20 protein-coding genes are annotated in these 19,422 nt (G+C 69.9%); 8 read left to right on the forward strand and 12 right to left on the reverse strand.

Annotated features, from left to right (window positions below):
- Positions 1-198 precede the first annotated feature (198 nt).
- The 12 genes from UUA_RS14650 to UUA_RS14705 form a co-directional block, all read right to left on the reverse strand.
- Positions 199-963 carry an SDR family oxidoreductase gene (locus UUA_RS14650; RefSeq protein WP_008438206.1) on the reverse strand — a complete coding sequence of 255 codons (765 nt, stop codon included), beginning with the start codon at positions 961-963 and terminating at the stop codon, positions 199-201.
- 287 nt (positions 964-1,250) lie between these two features.
- On the reverse strand, positions 1,251-2,489 hold the full coding sequence (locus tag UUA_RS14655) for a metal-dependent hydrolase family protein (protein ID WP_039954162.1): 1,239 nt from the start codon (positions 2,487-2,489) through the stop codon (positions 1,251-1,253).
- Between the two features lies 1 nt (position 2,490).
- Positions 2,491-3,153 (reverse strand): trimeric intracellular cation channel family protein, encoded by a 663-nt coding sequence (locus UUA_RS14660; RefSeq protein WP_039954164.1) that lies wholly within the window; start codon positions 3,151-3,153, stop codon positions 2,491-2,493.
- Positions 3,154-3,189: 36 nt separating this feature from the next.
- Positions 3,190-4,464, reverse strand: a complete 1,275-nt coding sequence (locus UUA_RS14665; RefSeq protein WP_008438209.1) for a M20 family metallopeptidase — start codon at positions 4,462-4,464, stop codon at positions 3,190-3,192.
- 144 nt (positions 4,465-4,608) lie between these two features.
- Complete coding sequence (locus UUA_RS14670) at positions 4,609-5,160, reverse strand: DsbA family protein (protein ID WP_235605981.1); 552 nt, start codon at positions 5,158-5,160, stop codon at positions 4,609-4,611.
- Positions 5,157-5,669, reverse strand: a complete 513-nt coding sequence (locus tag UUA_RS14675) for a redoxin domain-containing protein (protein WP_008438211.1) — start codon at positions 5,667-5,669, stop codon at positions 5,157-5,159. Before UUA_RS14675 ends, UUA_RS14670 begins: the two co-directional genes overlap by 4 nt.
- A gap of 282 nt (positions 5,670-5,951) precedes the next feature.
- On the reverse strand, positions 5,952-7,364 hold the full coding sequence (locus tag UUA_RS14680) for a mercuric reductase (protein WP_008438212.1): 1,413 nt from the start codon (positions 7,362-7,364) through the stop codon (positions 5,952-5,954).
- Positions 7,365-7,626: 262 nt separating this feature from the next.
- Entirely contained in the window at positions 7,627-8,016 is a 390-nt protein-coding gene (locus tag UUA_RS14685) for a TraR/DksA C4-type zinc finger protein (RefSeq protein WP_008438213.1), read from the reverse strand.
- A 117-nt stretch (positions 8,017-8,133) separates the two neighbouring features.
- On the reverse strand, positions 8,134-9,423 hold the full coding sequence (locus UUA_RS14690; RefSeq protein ID WP_008438214.1) for a S8 family serine peptidase: 1,290 nt from the start codon (positions 9,421-9,423) through the stop codon (positions 8,134-8,136).
- Entirely contained in the window at positions 9,420-10,052 is a 633-nt protein-coding gene (locus UUA_RS14695; protein ID WP_008438217.1) for an anti-sigma factor family protein, read from the reverse strand. Before UUA_RS14695 ends, UUA_RS14690 begins: the two co-directional genes overlap by 4 nt.
- The gene (locus UUA_RS14700) at positions 10,049-10,633 is read right to left on the reverse strand and encodes a sigma-70 family RNA polymerase sigma factor (RefSeq protein ID WP_008438219.1); all 585 of its coding nucleotides are present in this window, start codon (positions 10,631-10,633) and stop codon (positions 10,049-10,051) included. Before UUA_RS14700 ends, UUA_RS14695 begins: the two co-directional genes overlap by 4 nt.
- Positions 10,634-10,710: 77 nt before the next feature.
- Complete coding sequence (locus tag UUA_RS14705) at positions 10,711-11,508, reverse strand: TorF family putative porin (protein ID WP_008438221.1); 798 nt, start codon at positions 11,506-11,508, stop codon at positions 10,711-10,713.
- A gap of 377 nt (positions 11,509-11,885) precedes the next feature.
- Between UUA_RS14705 and UUA_RS14710 the strand changes: the two genes are divergently transcribed.
- The 8 genes from UUA_RS14710 to UUA_RS14745 are packed head-to-tail and all read left to right on the forward strand — an operon-like array spanning position 11,886 to position 19,343.
- Positions 11,886-12,323, forward strand: coding sequence for a sugar 3,4-ketoisomerase (locus UUA_RS14710; RefSeq protein ID WP_008438222.1), 438 nt, complete (start codon positions 11,886-11,888; stop codon positions 12,321-12,323).
- On the forward strand, positions 12,308-12,973 hold the full coding sequence (locus UUA_RS14715; RefSeq protein WP_008438224.1) for an acetyltransferase: 666 nt from the start codon (positions 12,308-12,310) through the stop codon (positions 12,971-12,973). Before UUA_RS14710 ends, UUA_RS14715 begins: the two co-directional genes overlap by 16 nt.
- A 7-nt stretch (positions 12,974-12,980) precedes the next feature.
- Positions 12,981-13,928 (forward strand): glycoside hydrolase family protein, encoded by a 948-nt coding sequence (locus UUA_RS14720; RefSeq protein WP_008438226.1) that lies wholly within the window; start codon positions 12,981-12,983, stop codon positions 13,926-13,928.
- Entirely contained in the window at positions 13,915-14,847 is a 933-nt protein-coding gene (locus UUA_RS14725) for a GNAT family N-acetyltransferase (protein ID WP_008438228.1), read from the forward strand. Before UUA_RS14720 ends, UUA_RS14725 begins: the two co-directional genes overlap by 14 nt.
- Complete coding sequence (locus UUA_RS14730; RefSeq protein WP_008438229.1) at positions 14,847-15,989, forward strand: DegT/DnrJ/EryC1/StrS family aminotransferase; 1,143 nt, start codon at positions 14,847-14,849, stop codon at positions 15,987-15,989. The genes UUA_RS14725 and UUA_RS14730 overlap by 1 nt, the downstream gene beginning before the upstream one ends.
- A complete protein-coding gene (locus UUA_RS14735; protein ID WP_008438231.1) occupies positions 15,986-17,236 on the forward strand; it encodes an O-antigen translocase in 1,251 nt (416 codons plus the stop codon). The genes UUA_RS14730 and UUA_RS14735 overlap by 4 nt, the downstream gene beginning before the upstream one ends.
- Before the next feature lie 2 nt (positions 17,237-17,238).
- Positions 17,239-18,183 (forward strand): glycosyltransferase family 2 protein, encoded by a 945-nt coding sequence (locus UUA_RS14740; protein WP_008438233.1) that lies wholly within the window; start codon positions 17,239-17,241, stop codon positions 18,181-18,183.
- Positions 18,180-19,343, forward strand: a complete 1,164-nt coding sequence (locus UUA_RS14745) for an oligosaccharide repeat unit polymerase (protein WP_008438234.1) — start codon at positions 18,180-18,182, stop codon at positions 19,341-19,343. Before UUA_RS14740 ends, UUA_RS14745 begins: the two co-directional genes overlap by 4 nt.
- Positions 19,344-19,422: the final 79 nt, after the last annotated feature.

The raw sequence follows: 19,422 nt of genomic DNA on the forward strand, positions 1-19,422 counted from the left end.
GGCCCTGCCCGCCGCTCTCGCTGGCAGAAGCTGGCGTGGAGTGCCTGCCCCATGGATCGGTTGAGCTTCCCGGTTGAGGGCATCGGCGGCGGCTCGATCTCGATGCGGAGCGTGCCGTTCGGCCGAGTGCCGCTGCAGTCGCGGAGGGCGTGATGGCGACCGAGGCTCGTGCGTTCTTGCCACGACATGGGTCCGCCGTCACAAGGCCGAGGTCTGCGCATCGTTGTCGATGGGAATGACCTGTCCCGAAATCGACTTGCCTGCATCTGACGCGAGGAACACGATCAGGCTGGCGATGTCCTTCGGGTCGACGAAGCGTTTGATCGACTGGATGCTCATCATGGCTTGCCGCTCTTCTTCCAGCGACGTGTGGTCCGCATCGGCGCGGCCCTGCAGTACGCGTTCCATGCGTTCGCCGCCCACCGCCCCCGGCGCGATCGCGTTGCAACGGATGCCGTACTGGCCCAGTTCGCGCGACAGCGTCTTGGTGAAGCCGATCAGCCCCATCTTCGCGACGCAGTAGGCGCTCCGGTTCGGATAGCCGTAGCGGCCGCCGAGCGAGGACATGCAGACGATGCTGCCGGCCGGGGATTGCTTCAGGTACGGGATCGCCAGCCGCGTGACGTGGAAGGTGCCGATGACGTCGACGGCCATTACCGCCTCCCACTGATCGGGATCCGCTGTCTCGACGGGCGCGGTGGGGCCGGCGATGCCGGCGTTGTTGACCAGCACGTCCAGCCCACCCAGTGCCTCGGTGGCGCTGGCGACCATGCGTTCGATGTCCTGTCGCTTCGACACGTCGCAGACGAGGGTCACCAGGCCGGGAATGTCATTCGCGACCGTCTCCAGCGCCTGCACATTGATGTCGCAGACGCAGACGGTGGCGCCGCTGGCGACGAATGCCCGCGCGATTTCCTTGCCGATGCCGCTGGCGCCGGCGGTCACCAGAACACGTTGTGTCATGTCGGTTTCTCCTGACTTCAATGTTTTTCCATGGTGGTCGGTTTCAGTGAGCCGTCCGCGCACCCACCGGATACACCCGGCCGGTCATGAAACCGATCGAGGGGCTGCCGTCGCTGACATCGCCGATGCAAACCCTGGTGCCCTGTCTGGCCAAGGCGAGAGCCGTCGCCCCAAAGCCGCTGACCGCGCCCGTAATCAGAACGTCCTTTCCCGAGCAATCCAGCGGCAGACTTCATCGGGGTCACTCCACCCGCGCAAGGTTGCGCGATTCCTGCGCAAGACCCCGATCACTTCTCCCGCGCCGTGCGTGGCGCGCCCGGGCTGCGATAGACGCGGCCGCTCTTCATCACGAAGTCCACCCCGGCGGTGGCGCTGATGTCGGCCAGCGGATCGCCCGGCATGGCCACGATGTCGGCGTGTTTGCCCACGGCCAGCACCCCGATGTCGTCCTGGCCGAGCAGCTCCGCCGCCACGCTGGTAGCGGCCCTCAGCGCGCGCAGCGGGGTGAGGCCGGCCGCCACCATCGCCTGGAATTCGAGGATGCCGTGGCTGAAGGGGAACATGCCGCAGTCAGTGCCGTAGGCGATCTTCACCTCGCTCTGCGCGATCAGCCGCTGCGAGTCGACGATCGTGCCGCTGTCGCGGCTGAACTTCCACACCGCCTGGCACGGCAGGGTGTGCTCGTGCAGCGCGTGCAGGTCTTCGCGGGTCATCTGCATGGTCGGCACCAGGAAGGTGCCGGCCTGCTGCGCCATCGCCAGCGCGGCATCGTCGATCAGGTAGGCGTGTTCCAGGCTGCGGGCGCCGGCGCGGATGGCCTGCCTGCAACCGTCGGCGGCGCCGGTGTGCACCGCTACCGGCATGCCCAGTTGCTGCGCGGTGGCGGCCAGCAGGTTCATCTCGTCGTCGAACCACGTCACGCGGGCGGGGTCGTCGCCGGGGCTGAAGTAGCCGCCGGTGTTGGTGGTCTTGATCCAGTCGCTGCCGAAGGCGTGCTCGCGGCGTACCAGCGCCTTGATCGCGCCCGCATCGTCGGCGATGGCGGAAACGGGGATGTCCCAGCGCGGCCCGTAGAAACCGCGCAGGTCGCCATGCCCGCCGGACGAGCTGATGATGTGCGCGGCGACGATCAGCCGCGGCCCCTCGACGAGGCCGGCGGCCAACGCATTGCGCAGGTCCACGGTGGGGAAGTCCGGATCGACGCAGCCCATGTCGCGCAACGTGGTGAAGCCGTAGCGCATGTACTCGCGGGCGATGCTCAATCCCTTCAGTGCCTTGGTCGCGGACGACGCCAGCGTCTGTCGGGCCAGATCGGCGGCATCCATGGTCAGGTGGACGTGGCTGTCGATGAAGCCGGGGCTCACGGTGCGCCCGGACAGGTCGATCGTCCGCACATCGGGCGGCCGGCGCACCGTGGGGCCGATCTCGGCAATGCGGTCGTCTTCCACGAGGATCTCGACCGGGCCGGTCAGCCGGTCGGCCCGGCCATCGAACATCCGGCCGCACAGCAATACGCAGGTTCCCATTTCAGTTCCCTTCGTCGTGGTGCCGCCGGCGTGGGGCGTCCGCTGCCTCCTCCTGCGGCGGCTGGGCCGTCGGCAGGTGCCAGCCGTACCGGATCGCCATGAAGCGCAGCGCGAAGCACAGGCCGCCGCCGAGCAGCGCGGCGACCATCGGGTGCAGGTGCAGCAGGTGGGCGCTCACCACCACGCTGGCGCCGGCCAGCGCCGCCAGCGCATACAGGTCGGCGCGCAACACGGCCGGAATCTCGGATACCAGCACGTCGCGCAGCATGCCGCCGCCGATGCCGGTGACCATGCCGAGCAGGGCCGCCATGATCGGGTGGATGCCGTGCAGCAGCGCCTTCTCCGCACCGGCGACCGCGAAGAACGCCAGTCCCACGGCGTCCAGCCACTGCACGTCGCGGCGCAACCGGTGGGTCACCGGATACCAGTAGAAGGTAAGCAACCCGGCTAGCGCGGACACGCCGGAATATTTCAGGTCGGCGATCGCCGACGGCGGCACCGCGCCGATCAGCAGGTCGCGCGTGATGCCGCCCGCGTTGCCCGCCGCGAACGCCAGCACCAGCACGCCGAAGATGTCGAGCCGGTGCCGGACCGCGACCATCGCGCCGCTGATGGCGAACACGAAGGTGCCGCCGAGGTCCAGCACCAACGGCAGGACGTGCAGCACAGCCCGGGTGGCTTCGGTCGGCTGTTCCATGGTTCAGCGCGCCGCCGCCAGCCATGCCCGCGCGGCCACCATCAGCGTCTCCACGCCGGTCTCCAGGGTCGGGTGCAGCACCGGCAGGAAGCGCGGGTTGTGGTTGGTGGGGATCTCGTTGAGCCGGTTCGCGGCCTTGGCCTTGGCGTAGATGTCGGGGTCGGTGCCGCCGACGAACCAGAACACCGACGGCACGCCCCATTCGGCGCCGAACGAGCCGAAATCCTCGCTGGCCGAGGTCGGCCCGGTTTCGCGGATGCGTTCGGCGGGGAAGTGCCGGCGGAACGCCTCGACCACGGTCGTTGTCGCCGTGTCGTCGTTGGTCACCAGCGAGTAGTTGTCCAGCGGCGTGATCTCCGGCGGCTTCGGCGCGCCCGAGGCGGCCGCCTCGGCGTTGACGATGCGGGTGATCGCGGCCAGCACGCGCTTGCGTACGCCCTCGTCGAAGGTGCGCACGTTGAGCTTGATCACGGCCTCGTCGGGAATCACGTTTTCCTTGGTGCCGGCCTGCAGCGAGCCGATGGTGAGCACCGCCGCCTCGGTCGGCGCCAGCTCGCGCGCGACGATGGTCTGCAGCCGCAGCACCGTCGCCGCCGCCATCACCACCGGATCGATGCTGGCCTGCGGCATCGAGCCGTGCGCGCCGCGCCCGAACAGGCGGATCTGCAGGCTGTCGGCGGCCGAGGTGATCACCCCTTTGCGTCCGCCGACGGCGCCCGCCGGGCCGACCATCACATGCTGGCCGAGCACCACGTCGGGTTTGGAGAAACGCTTGAACAAGCCGTCGTCGATCATCGCCTGGGCGCCTTGGGCGGTCTCTTCCGCCGGCTGGAACACCGCCATCAGCGTGCCGCGCCAGCTGTCGCGGGTCTGCGCCATCAGCGTGGTCGCACCGACCAGCCAGGTGACGTGCATGTCGTGGCCGCAGGCGTGCATCACCGGCACGCTCTTGCCCTCGGGGTCGGTTGCGGTGACCTTGCTCGCGTAAGCCACGCCGGTCGCTTCCTCGACCGGCAGCGCGTCCATGTCGGCACGCAGCATCACGGTGGGGCCGTCGCCGTTGCGCAGCAGGCCGACCACGCCGGTCTTGCCGACCCCGGTGGTCACTTCGTAGCCGGCGGCGCGCAGGTGGTCGGCGGCCAGGCCCGCGGTACGCGTTTCCTGCATCGACAGTTCCGGGTGTGCGTGGATGTCGGTGTACAGCGCTTCCAGTTGCGGCAGCAGCTGCTGGAGATTTCCCGGCAGTGCTTCGGGAGAGGGCATAGTGTTCTCGTTCATGGGTGCTGGCGCTCCTGGATGTAGTGCGCGAGTGGGAACCTCGAAAGACCTCCGGTCAGATCATTCCCGCTTGACCGGCCTTCGGCCGTTGAAAAGCGCCTCGCGGGAATGACGACAGCCCGGGCCCTGTTCAGGGCCCTGTGGTCATGACTGCCGGGCGATCACCCGGCCGATGGCGTGCACCAGCGTGTCGAAATCGCCCTGGTACAGGTAGCCGTTGACGTAGAAGCTCGGCGTGCCGTTGACGCCGCTGCGCACGCCGCCCATGAAGTCGCGGCGGATGTGCGCATCGATGCCGGGACTGCGCAGGGTGGCGGCGAGCGCCTGCTCGTCCAGGCCCAGCGCGCGCACGCCGGCTTCCAGCCCGGCGCCGCCGTAGGGAGCCCATTCCTCCTGGTGCTCGTACAGCCAGTCGTGCATCGCCCAGAAGCGGCCCTCGACCGCGGCGGCCTCGGCCAGCTCGGCGGCGAGGGTCGCGTACGGGTGCGCCTGGGCCAGCGGGAAGTGGCGGAACACGAAGCGCAGGTTGCCGGCGTAACGGTGCTGCAACTGCTTCACCAGCGGGTAGGCCATGCCGCAGGCCGGGCACTGGAAATCGCCGTACTCCACCAGGGTCACCACGGCATGCGCGTTGCCCTGGATATGGTCGTGCGCGGCTACCGGCACGGCCAGGATCGAGTCCTCGTGCAGCATCATGCAGTCTCCTGTGCGGTGTCGGCGGGCAGCGTTTTCTGGATGTTGTTCGACGGCAGCGCTTCCAGCGCCTTGATGATGCCGGCGGCGCCCGGGTTCACGCCCATCGGCGACAGGTAGCTCCAGCAGATCACGCCGTCGCCGTCGATCACGAACAGCGCGCGGCCCGCGACGCCGTGCTCCGCGTCGTACGCGCCATAGGCGCGCGCCACTTCGCCCTTCGGCTCGAAGTCGGACAGCAGCGGGAAGTGGAACTTGCGCTCGCGTGCCAGCGCGGCATGGCTCCACACGCCGTCCACCGAGATCGCCAGCAGCTGCGCGTTGAGCCGGGCGAACTCGTCCAGCAACTCGTTGTACAGCGCCAGCTGGTCGCTGCACACCGGGCTCCAGTCGGCGGGGTAGAACGCCAGGATCACGTTGCGGCCGCGGAACTCCTTCAGCGCCACGCTCTGGTCGGGGGTGGAATGCAGGGTGAACTCCGGCGCGGTGGTGCCGGCGACGAGGATGGTCATGGCAGTCTCTGGTCTGATGGTTCCGTGCTGCGAAATTTGTGTGTCCGCGGGGATGCTTCCATGGTTGTCGGTCGTTGTCGTGACGGCCTCTCCCGCGGCGCGAAGATCGTGATTCCTTGCGGATGATCCGTGCGCAATGGCGTTTCCCTGCAGGAGATCCATACACGACCACCCATGCGGGAACACCTGTCGAATGATGTGCCTTGGCACCGTTCTGAATCGGTGAAAATCGGCGCGTCCCTGCGCGGGGCACGCGCCTCTCCCGGCGGGATGATCGCGTGGTCAGTGCGCGGCGGCTGCGGGCGTGGCCGGCGGGTTGGCAAACAGTACCGTGAGGCCCTCGGCGATCGTGGGGTGGGTAAAGATGGTGTCGCGCAAGGCGGTGTAGGGAAGTCCGGCCAGCATCGCGGTCTGCACCACCGCGATCACCTCACCGCCCGATACGCCCAGCGCGGTGAAGCCGAGCAGGCGATCGCTGTCGGCGGCCACCAGCGCCTTGAGAAACCCGCCCGTCTCGGACAAGGTGCGGGTGCGCAACACCGCCGCCATCGGCGTGCGGGCAACGCGGTAGGCGATGCCGGCGCGCCGTGCCGCCGTCTCGTTCAGACCGACCCGGCCAAGCTCCGGATCGGTGAACATGCAATACGGCACCAGCCGGTCCCGGGTCGTGCGCTGGCCACCGGCGAGGTTGTCCCTGACCACCCGGAAGTCATCGAACGCAACGTGGGTGAACTGCGGACTCCCCGCGCAGTCGCCCATCGCCCACACCCCGGGCGCGCTGGTCTCCAGGCGTTCGTTGACCTGCACATAGCCGCGCGCATCGAGGTTCACACCCGCGACGTCAAGACCGATCGCCTGCGTATTCGGCGTGCGTCCGGCCGCCACCAGGATGTCGCTGCCCTCGATGACCTTGTCGCCCGCCGCGGTCTGCACATGGCAGCGGACCTTGTCGCCGGAGCGACCCTCGACCCTGCTCGGCCGGGCATTCAGCTCGACCACGATGCCTTCGTCGGCGAAGCGCCGCATCAGCAGCTGCGCCACGTCGGGGTCCTCGTGGCCGGCCAGCTGCGGGCCCTGCTCCACCACCGTGACGCGACTGCCGAAGCGCCGCATCGGCTGCGCGAACTCGAGGCCGACATAACCCCCGCCCAGCACGATCAGGTGTTCCGGCACGCGGTCCAGTTCGAGCGCCTCGACGTGCGTGAGTGGCGTGGACTGGTGCAGGCCCGGTACGTCGGGGATCGCCGCACGGGTACCCAGGTTCAGATAGACGAGCTCGCCGCTCAGCACGCGGGTGCCGCCATCCTGCAGTTGCACCTCGATCGTCTTCGGTGCGATGAACCGGCCTTCGCCCATGATCAGCTCCGCGCCGCTGTTCGTGTAGTTGTTGCGGTGGATCGCGATGAGCTCATTGACCATCGTGCGCTTGCGCTCGCGCACCCCCGCCATGTCGATGCCGACCGGGCCCGCAGCGATGCCGAACTCCTTGCCGCGGCGAACCAGTGATGCCACCTGCGCGCTGTAGATGACGTTCTTGCTCGGCAGGCAGGCGATGTTCGGACAGGAGCCGCCGATCCAGCGGCGTTCGATCACGGCGACGCGGTGGCCAGCCCTGGCCATGGTCCATGCCAGGTATTTTCCCGATTCGCCGCTGCCGAGGATGAGGAAGTCGTAGTGCTGCGGGCTGGATGCCATGGTTGCCACCGATGACGGTAGACGATCAGAAAGACGGCGTGTGCTTCGCGCTACGAAAGAGTTCGTAAAATAGGTTTGTCCGTGTTGGCGGCGCGTCAACACAGAAGCGCAGGTAAATGCGTGAGGGATTCGAGCACGCGGGAACGCCGGCATGCCCGGGCAATTCGGGCGATTCCGTCAACTATGTCTGTATTCGCCCGCAACCCGGATACCGGGGCGGCGTTGTCGACACGCCCGCGGCCGGCCTGCTCCTTCGGACGGACTAGCGCGCCGCGTCGGCCTCCTGGCGGCGTTCTTCCTGCACGGTGAGGATCGCTTCGGGTGTGCTTTCGAGCCGGGCCTGCGGGATCGGGTCGCCGCTGAGGTCCGACTGGCCGTAGCTGCCTTCCGCGATCTTCTGCAGCGCACGCTCGATGTTCGCCACGCGGCGATCGTCCACGTTGTGCAGGGCCTGGTCGACTTCCCGCCGCGACAGATCCTGCGCGTCGTCCTCTTCTTCTTCGGCCTCTTCGCCGTGCTGCCGCTGGAACGCCCGCTTGCCGGCCAGATCGTTTTCCTCGCCGCCAAGCAACTGCTTGCGCAACGCCAGCAGGCGCAGGCGCTGCTGCTCGACGAACTCCTGGCTCAAGTCGGCGTGCCGCTTCGGCGACATGGGATGCTCCTGACCGTGGCACCCGCACCTGGGCGCCCGCTTACATTGCGATCAGCCGGGTGAATGCGCTGTGTAAAAAAACGCTGTCGAACAGCCGCCCGGCAGGGCGCCGCCCGCTCAGCGGGCGGCTTGCGGTGTGCCGCGCAGTTCCGTCACGGCGGCGGCAGCGTTCACCTGCAGCACGCCGCCGGAGAGTCTGCTGCTGCGTAGCAGCAGGTCGCGGATCGCGCGCACGTCCAGCCTCGGCGCCAGCGACAGCAGCAGGGCGGCCATGCCGCTCACGTGCGGCGCGGCCATCGACGGCCCGGAGGTGAAGTCGTAGCCCCCCTCGGGCTGAGTGGTCAGGATGTCGTTTCCGGGAGCGCTCAGCACGCCAGGCGGCGCCGTCGACGGGCCGCTCATCCTGACCAGCAGCACGCCGGGCGTGCTGTCGGGAAAACCCGCCAGGTTGCCCTCCGGCGGGATCGCGGCCACCACGATGCGGCCCTGCTGCAGGATCTGCACCAGCAGCAGGTCGAGCAGCGGATCGGCGGGGCCGCCGAGGCTCAGGTTGATGATGCGGTCGTCGGTGTCGATGATCGCGGCCAGCGCCTTGGCCAGCGTGAAGGAGTTGCAGCGCGCGCCGGCATTCGGCGCGGGCGGATACCAGCAGGCCTTGTACACGCTGAGCTCGGCCTGCGGGGCGATGCCCACGATGCCCAGGTGGTTGTCGCCGACCGCGGCGATGACGCCGGCGACCTCGGTGCCGTGGCTGTCGCGGTCGAACGCCGCCGCGTCGTCGTCGACCAGGTTGTGCGCGTCGTGGATGCGTCCCTCGAGGTCGGGATGGGCCAGGTCGACACCGGTGTCGACCACCGCCACGCGCACCCCGCGGCCTTCGCTGTAGCGGTGCGCGCGCGCCGCCTCGGTCTCGATGAAGCCGCGCTGCAGGCCGACGTAGGGGTCGTTGTACGCGTGCCCGCCGGCGGCGCTTTGCGCGTACACGGCGAAGTCGTGCAGCGGTTGCGCCAGCTGCACGCGACGATCCGCGGCGAGCGCCTGCAGCAGGCTGTCGCGGCTGGTGCCGGGCGGCGGCTGCAGCACGATGCAGTACAGCTTGAGCGCCTTGATCGGCCAGCCGGCGAGCTCGCTGAAGGCATAGCGCTGGCGCAGCGCGGCCAGCGTCGAGGCCGCCTGCTGGCCGGCGCCGTAGTAGCGCGACGGGGCGTAGCCGAGCACGCTGGAGCCGGCGTGGATCGGCGGCGGCTGCAGCGGGTTGGCGACCGCCAGGATGATGTCGCGCTGGCTGTCCATCGCGGCCGCGTCGCCAGCCGTGGTGCGGCCGGGGCCGCTGCCGGCCAGCGGCGGGGTGGACGCGCACGCGGCCAGGGCGAGCGCCATGACGAGAACGGGCAGGCCGCGCTTCATGGCGTGGCGACGGGCTCCGCCAGCACGATGCCGCGCGTGCTGCGCAGCTGCTGCAGCGCCTGCTGCGCGGTCGAGGCGGAACTTGCCGGCGCCACCGTATAGGCGCCGACGTCGTTGGGGCCGGCCACCACCTGCAGCCGCAGCGCGTGCAGCAGCGCGTTCCAGTCGGCCAGCGTCATGCCGGCGTCGGGCACCACGCGGATCGTCCCCGCCAGCGCGGGCTGGCCTGGCTGGCTCAGCGTGCGATAGGCAGGCGTGCCGTCCGCCGACCACAGCTTCACGCCGAGGATGCCAATGCCGAGCGCCTGCACCAGCACCGCGGCGACCAGCGCGCGGTTGATCCAGCCGGCCGCGCGCGCACGCGCCGGGGCAGCCGGCGCCGCGGGCGCGTCGAGGCGCTGCAGCAGGCGGCCTAGTCCGGCCTCGACGTCGGGCGCGAGCTGCGCCGGCAGCGACAGCGCCAGCCGCAGCCGGCTCTGCTGGGCGAACTCCGCGCGGCAGGCCGCGCATTGCGCCAGGTGGCCTTCCAGCCACGCGCCCTGTTCCGCTGTGGCGCTGTCCTGCAGCACCCACGGCATCATTTCCCAGGCGCGTACGCAGTCCTTGCCGGAATCCAGCGGGAACGTCATGGCATGGCCTCGGTGTGTTGGGACGGCTCGCCCGCCAGGCTCGGCAGCACGTTGCGCAGCTTGACCCGCGCATGGAACAGGCGCGCCTTCACCGTGCCCACCGGACACTGCATGATCACCGCCACCTCGTCCAGGCTGTGCCCCACGCCGTAGACCAGCTCGACCACCACGCGCTGGTCCGCCGACAGGCGGTCCAGCCCCTTGCTCAGCCAGTCGCGCAGTTCGCGGTCCTCGTCCAGGTCGTGGACGGCGCTGCGCTCCTCGCGGCGGGGGTCGTCCTCGACCGGCGCGTCGCCGTACTGGCGCAGGGTCTTCAGCCCGCTGCGGTAGGCGATGCCCATCAGCCAGGTGGAGACGCGCGAGTCGCCGTGGAAGCTGCCGGCCTTCTGCCAGGCGATCCAGAAGCAGTCGTTGATGACTTCCTCGATGACGTCGGCGCGGCGGGTCAGGCGGCCGAGGAAGCGGCACAGCCGGCCGTGATAGCTGCGGTACAGGATGCCCAGCGCGGCACGATCGCCGCCTGACATGCGCTGCAGCAGCATGCGGTCGGTGACATCGGAATCGAGGTCGTCGTCGTGCATGGGATCCTCGCTTGGGTCGAGGGACGGTGCCGGGTCGCTGGATGGGTGCCGCGTCAGTGCGGAAAGGTTGCCTCCGGTCAGAACGAGCGCGAGACGGTGAGCACCCACGGCGAGGCGTCCAAAGCGTCCGATTGCCAGCGCGTCCGCGGGTCGGCCAGGATGCGCTGGGCTTCCACCCGCCACGCCCCGCGGCTCCATATCAGTCCGAGGTGGCCGTAGCGCCGGAACTCCGCCGCCGGGCGCTGGCGGTAGCCGCCGGCGCGGGCGTATTCGGAGGGGCCCGGGCGGTCGTAGCCGTAGCTATCGTACGGCGCGATCGGGGCTTGCGCGATGCCCGCGCCGGCGGACAGCGAAAACTCGCGCGTCAGCGGCCACTGCAGGCTGGCGTCCGCGGCGCCGCGCAGCCGGTGCCGGCCGCCGATCACGTGGATCGCCGACAGGCCGAGGGTCAGCACGTCGCGGTAGCTCCAGCTCAGCCCCGCTTCGGCGCGGTCGAACGCGTGCGAGCGCGAGCTGCCCTGGTAGCGGTAATAAAACAGGTTCGCCTGCATCTGCCAGTTGTCGGCCAGCGCCCATTGCCGCGAGGCCTGCGCCAGCGCCGCCAGCAGGCGGCCGGGCGAACGCAGCCGCGTGCTGCCGGACAGGCCCAGCGACCAGCCGGCCGGGAAGGTCCACGAGGCGGCGCCCTGCAGGATCGGCGTGTCGGGGGTCATCGCCTGGCCGCGGTCCACCAGTTGCGAGCTGAGCGCGGCTGCGCCGTTGAAGGTGACCTGCGCATGCAGCGCCGGCGCCAGGCCGGCCGCGGCGAGCAGCAGCGCGAGCGCGCCGCGGAAGACCCGACTGCCGCGCGCGCGATACACCTGCGGCCGCGTCACCGGCACCTCAGCCGCACGCGCGCCACACCGGCCGGAGCGCACCGCAAGCCGGGGTGCGGCGGGGGACCGTGCTGCTTGCCAGAGCGTCGTCAAGCCCATCGGTGCGTGATGAAACGGCCAGTATTGATGCCGGCGGCGTTCGCGCCCACCCGGGCGGGAAGGCGCGGGGAGTTTCCATCGTGCTGCGCTGGCCAGAGCATGTCATGGATGAAGGGTCCCAAGGTAGCCGCCGCGAGTCTGGCGCGGCGGCCGTGAGCGTCGCCCGCATGACATCGGAGTCGCTGCCGCCCGGCGAGGTTCCCGCCGCAACCTTTCGCACGCCGGGCGGCACCCAGTGAGGTCGGTCCTCCCCTCGACATCACTGCCGGGCCCGGAACATGGAAATCGAACGCATCCCGTTGCAGAAGCACGGCGACAGCCGCGGCATGCTGGTCGCCCTGGAGCAGGACCGGAACGTGCCGTTCGTGATCCGGCGCGTGTACTACCTGTTCGCCACCCACGACGGCGTGCACCGCGGCCGGCATGCGCACCGCCACCTCAACCAGCTTGCGGTGGCGGTGCGCGGCTCGGTCACCTTTCTGCTGGACGACGGCACCGGCCCGGTGCGGGTGGTGCTCGACGACCCCGCGTACGGCCTGCACCTGGGCAGCATGGTGTGGCGCGAGCTGTACGACTTCAGCGAAGACTGCGTGCTGATGGTGCTGGCCGACCACGTGTACGACCCGGCCGACTACATCACCGACTACGCGGTGTTCCTGCGCGAGGTGCGCGGCCCGGTGTACCAGGAGGGCCTGGCCGCATGCCAAAGCCTCTAGTCCTCGTCGGCGCGGGCGAGTTCGCGCAGATCGCCTGCGAGTACTTCGAGCACGACGGCGACCGCGACGTGGTCGCCTTCAGCGTCGAGCGCGACTACCTTGCGCAGCCGCAGCTGGCCGGACATCCGGTGGTGGCATACGAGACGCTGGAGGCGAGCCACCCGCCGGCGGAGTTCGAGCTGTTCGTCGCCATCCCGGCCAGCCAGCTCAACCGCCTGCGCACGCGCTTCTACCTTGATGCGAAGCGCCGCGGCTACCGGCTCGCCAGCTACGTGAGCTCGCGCGCCTTCGTGTGGCGCAACGCCGAGGTGGGCGAGAACAGCTTCATCTTCGAGGGCAACGTGGTGCAGCCGTTCGTGCGCATCGGCCACAACTGCGTGCTGTGGAGCGGCAACCATGTGGGACACCGCACGGTGGTGCATGACCACGTGTTCGTTGCCTCGCACGCCGTCATCTCCGGCTACTGCGAGATCGGCCAGAGCAGCTTCGTGGGCGTGAACAGCACCTTCAACGACCACGTGAAAGTCGCCGCCGACAACGTGATCGGCGCCGGTGCGCTGGTGACCCGCGACACCGAACCGGGCCGCGTCTACGTCGGCTCGCCGGCGCACGCGCTGCCCGGCAAGTCCAGCCTCGACGTGAGGCTGTGACGCGCGCATGTTCGCCTGGACCAAGCAAGGGCTGGTCTTCGACACCGCGCGGCAGGGAGTGGGCGGCTGGATGCGGCACTCGGCGCTCACCCCCACGCCGTACCGCCTCGACGACGAACTCATCCGCGTCTATGCGGGATTTCGCGACGTCGACGGGGTCAGCCGGATCGGCTACGTCGACGTGCGCGCGGACGACCCCGCGACGGTGGTGCGGGTCAGCACGGAGCCGGTGCTCAACATCGGCCGGGGCGGCTGCTTCGACGACAGCGGCATGATCCTGGGCGACCTGGTCGACGCGCCGGGTGGCCTGCACCTGTTCTACGTCGGTTTCCAGCGCGTGGCCCGGGCCAAGTTCCTGGCCTTCACCGGCCTGGCCATCTCGCGCGATGGCGGCAACAGCTTCCAGCGCACCCAGGACACCCCGATCCTGGATCGCGCGCCCGGCCGCAGCACCATCGCCGCGGTGCATACGGCCATATACGAGGACGGCCGCTGGCGCCTGTGGTACGCGGTGGGCGACGACTGGGAAAGCATCGGCGGCCAGCCGTTTCCGCGTTACCACATCCGCCACGTGGCGACGGACGACCTCTCTGCGATCCCCCGCGCGGATCAGGTCTGCCTGCGCCCGCAGGGCAGCGAATACCGCATCGGCCGGCCGCGCGTGTACCGCTACGGCAGGCGCTACCTGATGTACTTCACCCGCGGCAACGTCAATGGCGACTACTTCCCCGGCGTCGCCGCGAGCGACGACGGCATCGCGTGGCAGCGCCGCGACGCGAGCCTGGGCATCGCGCTGTCCGCCAGCGGCTGGGACTCGCGCGCGCTGTGCTATCCCGCGCTGCTCCGCCAGCGCGACAGGCTGCTGATGTTCTACAACGGCAACGACATGGGCGTGGACGGCTTCGGCCTGGCCACCGCCGACTACGCGGAGGGAGTCGCCGATGTGCAGTGTTAGGCCCTACACCGCCGCCGACGTGCACGCCTGGGACGCGCTGGTCGGGCGCTCGCGCAACGGCAACCTGCTGCATCGGCGCGGCTACATGGACTACCACGCCGAGCGCTTCGTCGACCAGTCGCTGGTGGTCGAGCGGCACGGCGAGGCGGTGGCGGTGTTTCCCGCCAGCCGCCAGGGCGCCGTGGTGACCAGCCACGCCGGCCTCACCTACGCCGGGCTGCTCACCACGCAGGGGCTGCGCGCCGAGTCGACGCTGGGCGTGTTCGAGCAGATCGCCCGCCACTACCGCGCGCTCGGCGTGGAGCGGGTGATCTACAAGGCGGTGCCGCACATCTTCCACGCCTACCCGGCCGAGGAGGACCTGTACGCGCTGCACCGCCTGGGCGCGCGGCTGCAGCGGCGCGACCTCTCCTCGGCGATCGCGCTGCGCGAGTCGTTCCACTTCTCGCAGGGTCGCCAGCGCGCGGTCAACAAGGCGCGCAAGGCCGGCATCGAGCTCAAGCCCGCCACCGACCCGGCACAGTTCCACGCGCTGCTGAGCGAGGTGCTGCGCAAGCACGACGCGCGGCCGACCCACAGCCTGGCGGAACTGCGCCTGCTGCAGGCGCGCTTCCCGCAGCAGCTGGTGCTGCACGAGGCGCGCCGCGAGGGCGAGCTGCTGGCGGGCGTGCTGGTCTACGACCTCGGCAAGGTCGCGCATACCCAGTACATGGCCGTGTCGGAGCAGGGCCGCAGTGCCGGTGCGCTCAGTTTCCTGCTGGCCGAACTGATCGGCGGCGTCTACGCCGACCGCGCGTACTTCAGCTTCGGCATTTCCACCGAACAGGAAGGGCGCGTGCTCAACGGCGGCCTGGTCACGCAGAAGGAATACTTTGGCGCGCGCGCGGTGGTGCACGACTTCTACGAGTGGCCGCTGTGATGGCCGGCGCCGCGAGCGAAGCCGCCCTGGCCGACGTGCCGTTCCTCGACGTCGGGGCGATCAACGCGCGCCATGCCGACGAGCTGAAGGCGGCGGTGGCGCGGGTGATCGACTCGGGCTGGTACGTGATGGGCGCGGAGCTGGCGGCGTTCGAGCACGAGTTCGCCGCCTGGTGCGGCGTGCCCCGCGCGCTGGGCGTGGGCAACGGGCTGGATGCGCTGGCGCTGATCCTGCGCGGCTACCTGCAGCTCGGCGCGCTGCGCGAGGGCGACGAGGTGATCGTGCCGGGCAACACCTTCATCGCCAGCTTCCTCGCGGTCAGCGCGAACCGGCTGCTGCCGGTGCCGGTGGAACCCGACCCGTCCAGCTTCAACCTCGACCCGGCCTGCGTGGAGGCGGCGATCGGGCCGCGCACGCGCGCGATCATGGCGGTGCACCTGTACGGCCAGCTGGCTGACATGCCGGCGCTGGCGGCGCTGGCGGCGCGGCACCGGCTGCTGCTGATCGAGGACGCCGCGCAGGCGCATGGCGCAGCGTGCGACGGCCGCCGCGCCGGCGCGTTCGGCGACGCGGCGGCCTTCAGCTTCTTCCCGGCCAAGAACCTCGGCGCGCTGGGCGATGGCGGCGCGGTGGTGACCGCCGACGCGCGGCTGGCGCGCCAGGTCGCGGCGTTGCGCAACTATGGCTCCGAGGTGAAGTACCGCCACCTCTGCCAGGGCGTCAACTCGCGGCTGGACGAGATCCAGGCGGCGATGCTGCGGGTGAAGCTGCGCCACCTCGACGAGGACGTCGCGCGGCGCCGCGCGGTGGCGCGCCGCTACCGCGACGGCATCTCCCATGCGCAGATCCGGCTGCCGCAGGTGGCGCACGAGGAGGGCCACGCCTGGCACCTGTTCGTGGTGCGCTGCGCCCGGCGCGACGCGCTGCAGCGGCACCTGCTCGCGCACGGCATCCACAGCCAGGTGCACTACCCGGTGCCGCCGCACCGGCAGCCGGCCTACCCGGAGCTGCACCACCTGCGGCTGCCGCTGACCGAACGCCTGCATGACGAAGTGCTGAGCCTGCCGATGGACCCCACGCTGGGCGACGACGCGGTGCAGCGCGTGATCGACGCCTGCCAGACGTTCCGGTGCCCGCCGTGAACATCGCGCGCGCCGGCTTCTACTCCGGCCTGGCCACCGCGGCGCGGCTGCTGGCGGCGCTGGTGGTGGTCAAACTGGTGGCGTGGTTCGCCGGGCCGGAGGGCGTGGGCAAGCTGGGCCAGTTCATGAGCCTGATGTCGCTGCTGGCGGTGCTGGCCGGCGGCGGCATCAGCGCCGGCATCGTGAAGTACGTGGCCGAGTACCGCGAGGATCCGCAGCGCCTCGCGCGCCTGCTGGCCGCCGCGCTGTGGTACGCGCTGTGCGCCTCGCTGCTGATGGGTTGCCTGGCGCTGACGTTCAGCCGGCCGCTGGCGTCGTGGCTGCTGGACGACCCGGCCTACGCGGGGCTGATCCGCGTGCTGGCCGTGGCCCAGCTCGGCATTGCGCTGGTCAACTACATCCTGGCCGTGGTCAACGGCTTCATGGACGTGCGCCGGCTGGCGCTGATCCAGGTGCTGGGCTCGATGCTCAGCATCGTCACGGTGATCGCGCTGGCGCGCTGGCTGCACCTGTACGGCGCGCTGCTGGCGCTGGTGGTGGGCCAGCTGCTGTGGTTGCTGGTCGGGCTGCCGGCGTGGTGGCGCAGCCCGTACTTCCGGCGCAGCATGCTGCGGCTGCGCTTCGACCGCGAGATGACCTGGCGGCTGGCCGCGTTCTCGGTGATGACGCTCACCGCCGCCTTGGTCTCGCCACTGGTGAACATCGCGGTGCGCGACCACCTCGCGCTGGAGCTGGGCTGGCAACAGGTCGGTTACTGGCAGGCGGTGGGCAAGGTGTCGGACGCCTACCTGCTGTTCCTCACCGCGGCCATCAACATCTACTACCTGCCCAAGCTGGCCTCGATCCAGGGGCGCGACGCGCTGCTGGCCGAGCTGCGCCATGCGTACCGCTACATCCTGCCGGTGGTGGTGGTGCTGGCCGCCTCGGTGTACCTGCTGCGCGAGCCGCTGACGCGCTGGCTGTTCAGCGTGGACTTCGCGCCGGCCAATGCGCTGTACGCGCCGCAGCTGGTCGGCGACGTCATCAAGATCGCGGCCTTCATCCTTTCCTACGTGATGCTGGCCAAGGCCATGACGCGGCTGTTCGTGATCTCCGAGTGCCTGTTCGCGGCGAGCTACCTGGCGCTGGTCTACGTGTTCACCGCGCGCTTCGGCCTGGTCGGCGCGATGTACGCCTTCGCCGCCAACTACCTCGGCTACCTCGCCTTCAACCTGCTGGTCGTGCGGCGCTACCTGGGAGGGCTGTGACGATGGCGTACGACGTATCCGCAAGCGCCGCGCCGCCGCTGGTCTCGGTGCTGATTCCGGCGTTCAACCACGAGCGCTTCGTGCGGCGCTGCCTGGACAGCGTGCTGGAGGACCCGTACCCGGCGAAGGAGCTGATCATCATCGACGACGGCTCGACCGACCGCACCGGCGCGCTCATCGCCGACTGGGTGGCGACGCACTGCATGGATATCCCGATCGAGTACGTGCAGCGCGGCAACCGCGGCATCGCCGCGACCCTCAACGAGCTGGCGGCGCGGGCGAACGGCGAGTTCCTGCGCCCGGGCGCCAGCGACGACTACCTGCTGCCCGGCGGCCTCGACGCCCAGGTCCGCTACCTGCAGGAACACCCGGGCAAGGGCGCGGTGATCGGCGACTCGATCGTGGTCGACCAGGATGACCGCAAGCTGCACGACAGCGGCATGTGCGACCTGCACGGCGCCGACAAGAGCCTGTACTGCTCCGACGACGGCATCCGTCGCGCGGTGATCCGGCAGTGGGCGGTGGGCGGGCCGGTCGCGCTGATCCGCAAGAGCGCGCTGGACACCGTCGACCGCTGGAGCGAGGGGCTGCGCATCGAGGACTGGGACCTGTTCCTGCGCCTGGCCGCGCGCGACGCGCTCGGCTTCATCGACGTCGGCGTGTGCGCCTACCGCATGCACGATGCGAACCTGAGCCGCACCCGGCACCTGGAGACGCGCCTGGGCAACCTCGCCGAATCGCGGCACATCGCGCTGCGCCGCGCCGGCCTGTTCGACGAACCGTACCGCACCCTGCTGCGCGCGCAGGCGCACTACATCGACGCCAAGATCGCCTTCCTGCAGCGCCGGCCGGGGCCGCTGCTGGCGCACGTGGCGGCCTACCTGTCGCTGGTGCTGGCGGCGCGCACCCGGCCGCCGCCGCCGACGCCCCACGCGGGGCTGCCATGAAACAGCTGCTGCGGCTTCCCTCCAGCTGGCTCAGCCTGCCGCTGCTGTTCGCCTGCGGGCTGACCTGGTTCACCTATGACCTTTCCGTCGACTACCTGCAGGGCCTGTTGCTGCTGGCCCTGCTCGCGGCGGTGATCATCCTGTTCGACGTGCAGGCGAGCGTGCGGCTGCCGGAGTTCGCGCGTTTCCGCGCGCGCCACTACGCCGGCACCCGCGAGGCGTTCCTTGCGTTGGCGCTGGCCTGGCTGATCGTGCTGTTCTGCGTGCTCGACCTTACGCTGTTCCCGATCCCGCTGTTCGACAAGCCCTCGGCCTATGCGGTGATGGACGGCGGCCGCGCGCACGTGCGGCACGTCTCGGACATGTGCTGGGTGCTGCCGCCGATCGGCCTGCTGTGCGCACGCAGCCGGCGGCTGCGCATCGCGCTGATCGCCATCGGCTTCATGTTCCCGGTGCTGGTGATCGACCGCAACCGGCTGTTCGCCACCTTCTTCTCGTTCGCGCTGGTGCTGGTGCTGCGCCGGGACGAGACGAAGCCGTTGCCGTGGAAAACCCTGCTCCTGCTGGCACTCACCGGCAGCAGCATCTTCTCGATCCTCGGCATCCTGCGCTCGGGGCCGCTGGACTACGTCACGTTGCCGTTCAGCGCGGCCTACCACGCCGCGCCGCAAGGCATCAAATGGCTGCTGCTGTACGCCAGCGCAGGCCCTTACAACTTCAGCGCGATCCTGGCCAAGGGCTACCTCAACCCCGATTTCCTGATCAACCAGCTGGTGCCGCTGCACGGCTCCGTGGTGACGGCCGGCACGAGCATCCCGCTGGATGCGTCGAACATCAACGTGGGCACCGAGTTCTTCCCGTTCCTGATGGCGTTCGGTCCGGTGGGCGCCGCGCTGTCGGTGTTCGCGCTGTACGCGCTGCTGCTGTGGAGCGTGCAGCGGCTGCGCCCGGCGGTGCCGCTGTTCTCCCTGCTGATGTTCCTGCGCATGGCCTACGTCGGCGTGATGTCGCCGTTCGCGCCGCAGGCATTCACCTGGACCAACGCCGGCTTCATCGGCATCTGCCTGGTGCTGCCGGTCATCGCCAGCTGGCTGCCGAACCGGCGCGCGCCGGCCCCTTCACCTTCCACCCAGCGAGTGGCGAATCATGGAACGCGATGAAATCTACCTGATCGACCTGTGGCGGATCTTCACCCGCCAGTGGCTGTGGTTCGTGCTGGTGCTGGTGCTGACCCTGGCC

Source organism: Rhodanobacter thiooxydans LCS2 (assembly GCF_000264375.1).
In the GTDB taxonomy this organism is placed as follows: Bacteria; Pseudomonadota; Gammaproteobacteria; order Xanthomonadales; family Rhodanobacteraceae; genus Rhodanobacter; species Rhodanobacter thiooxydans.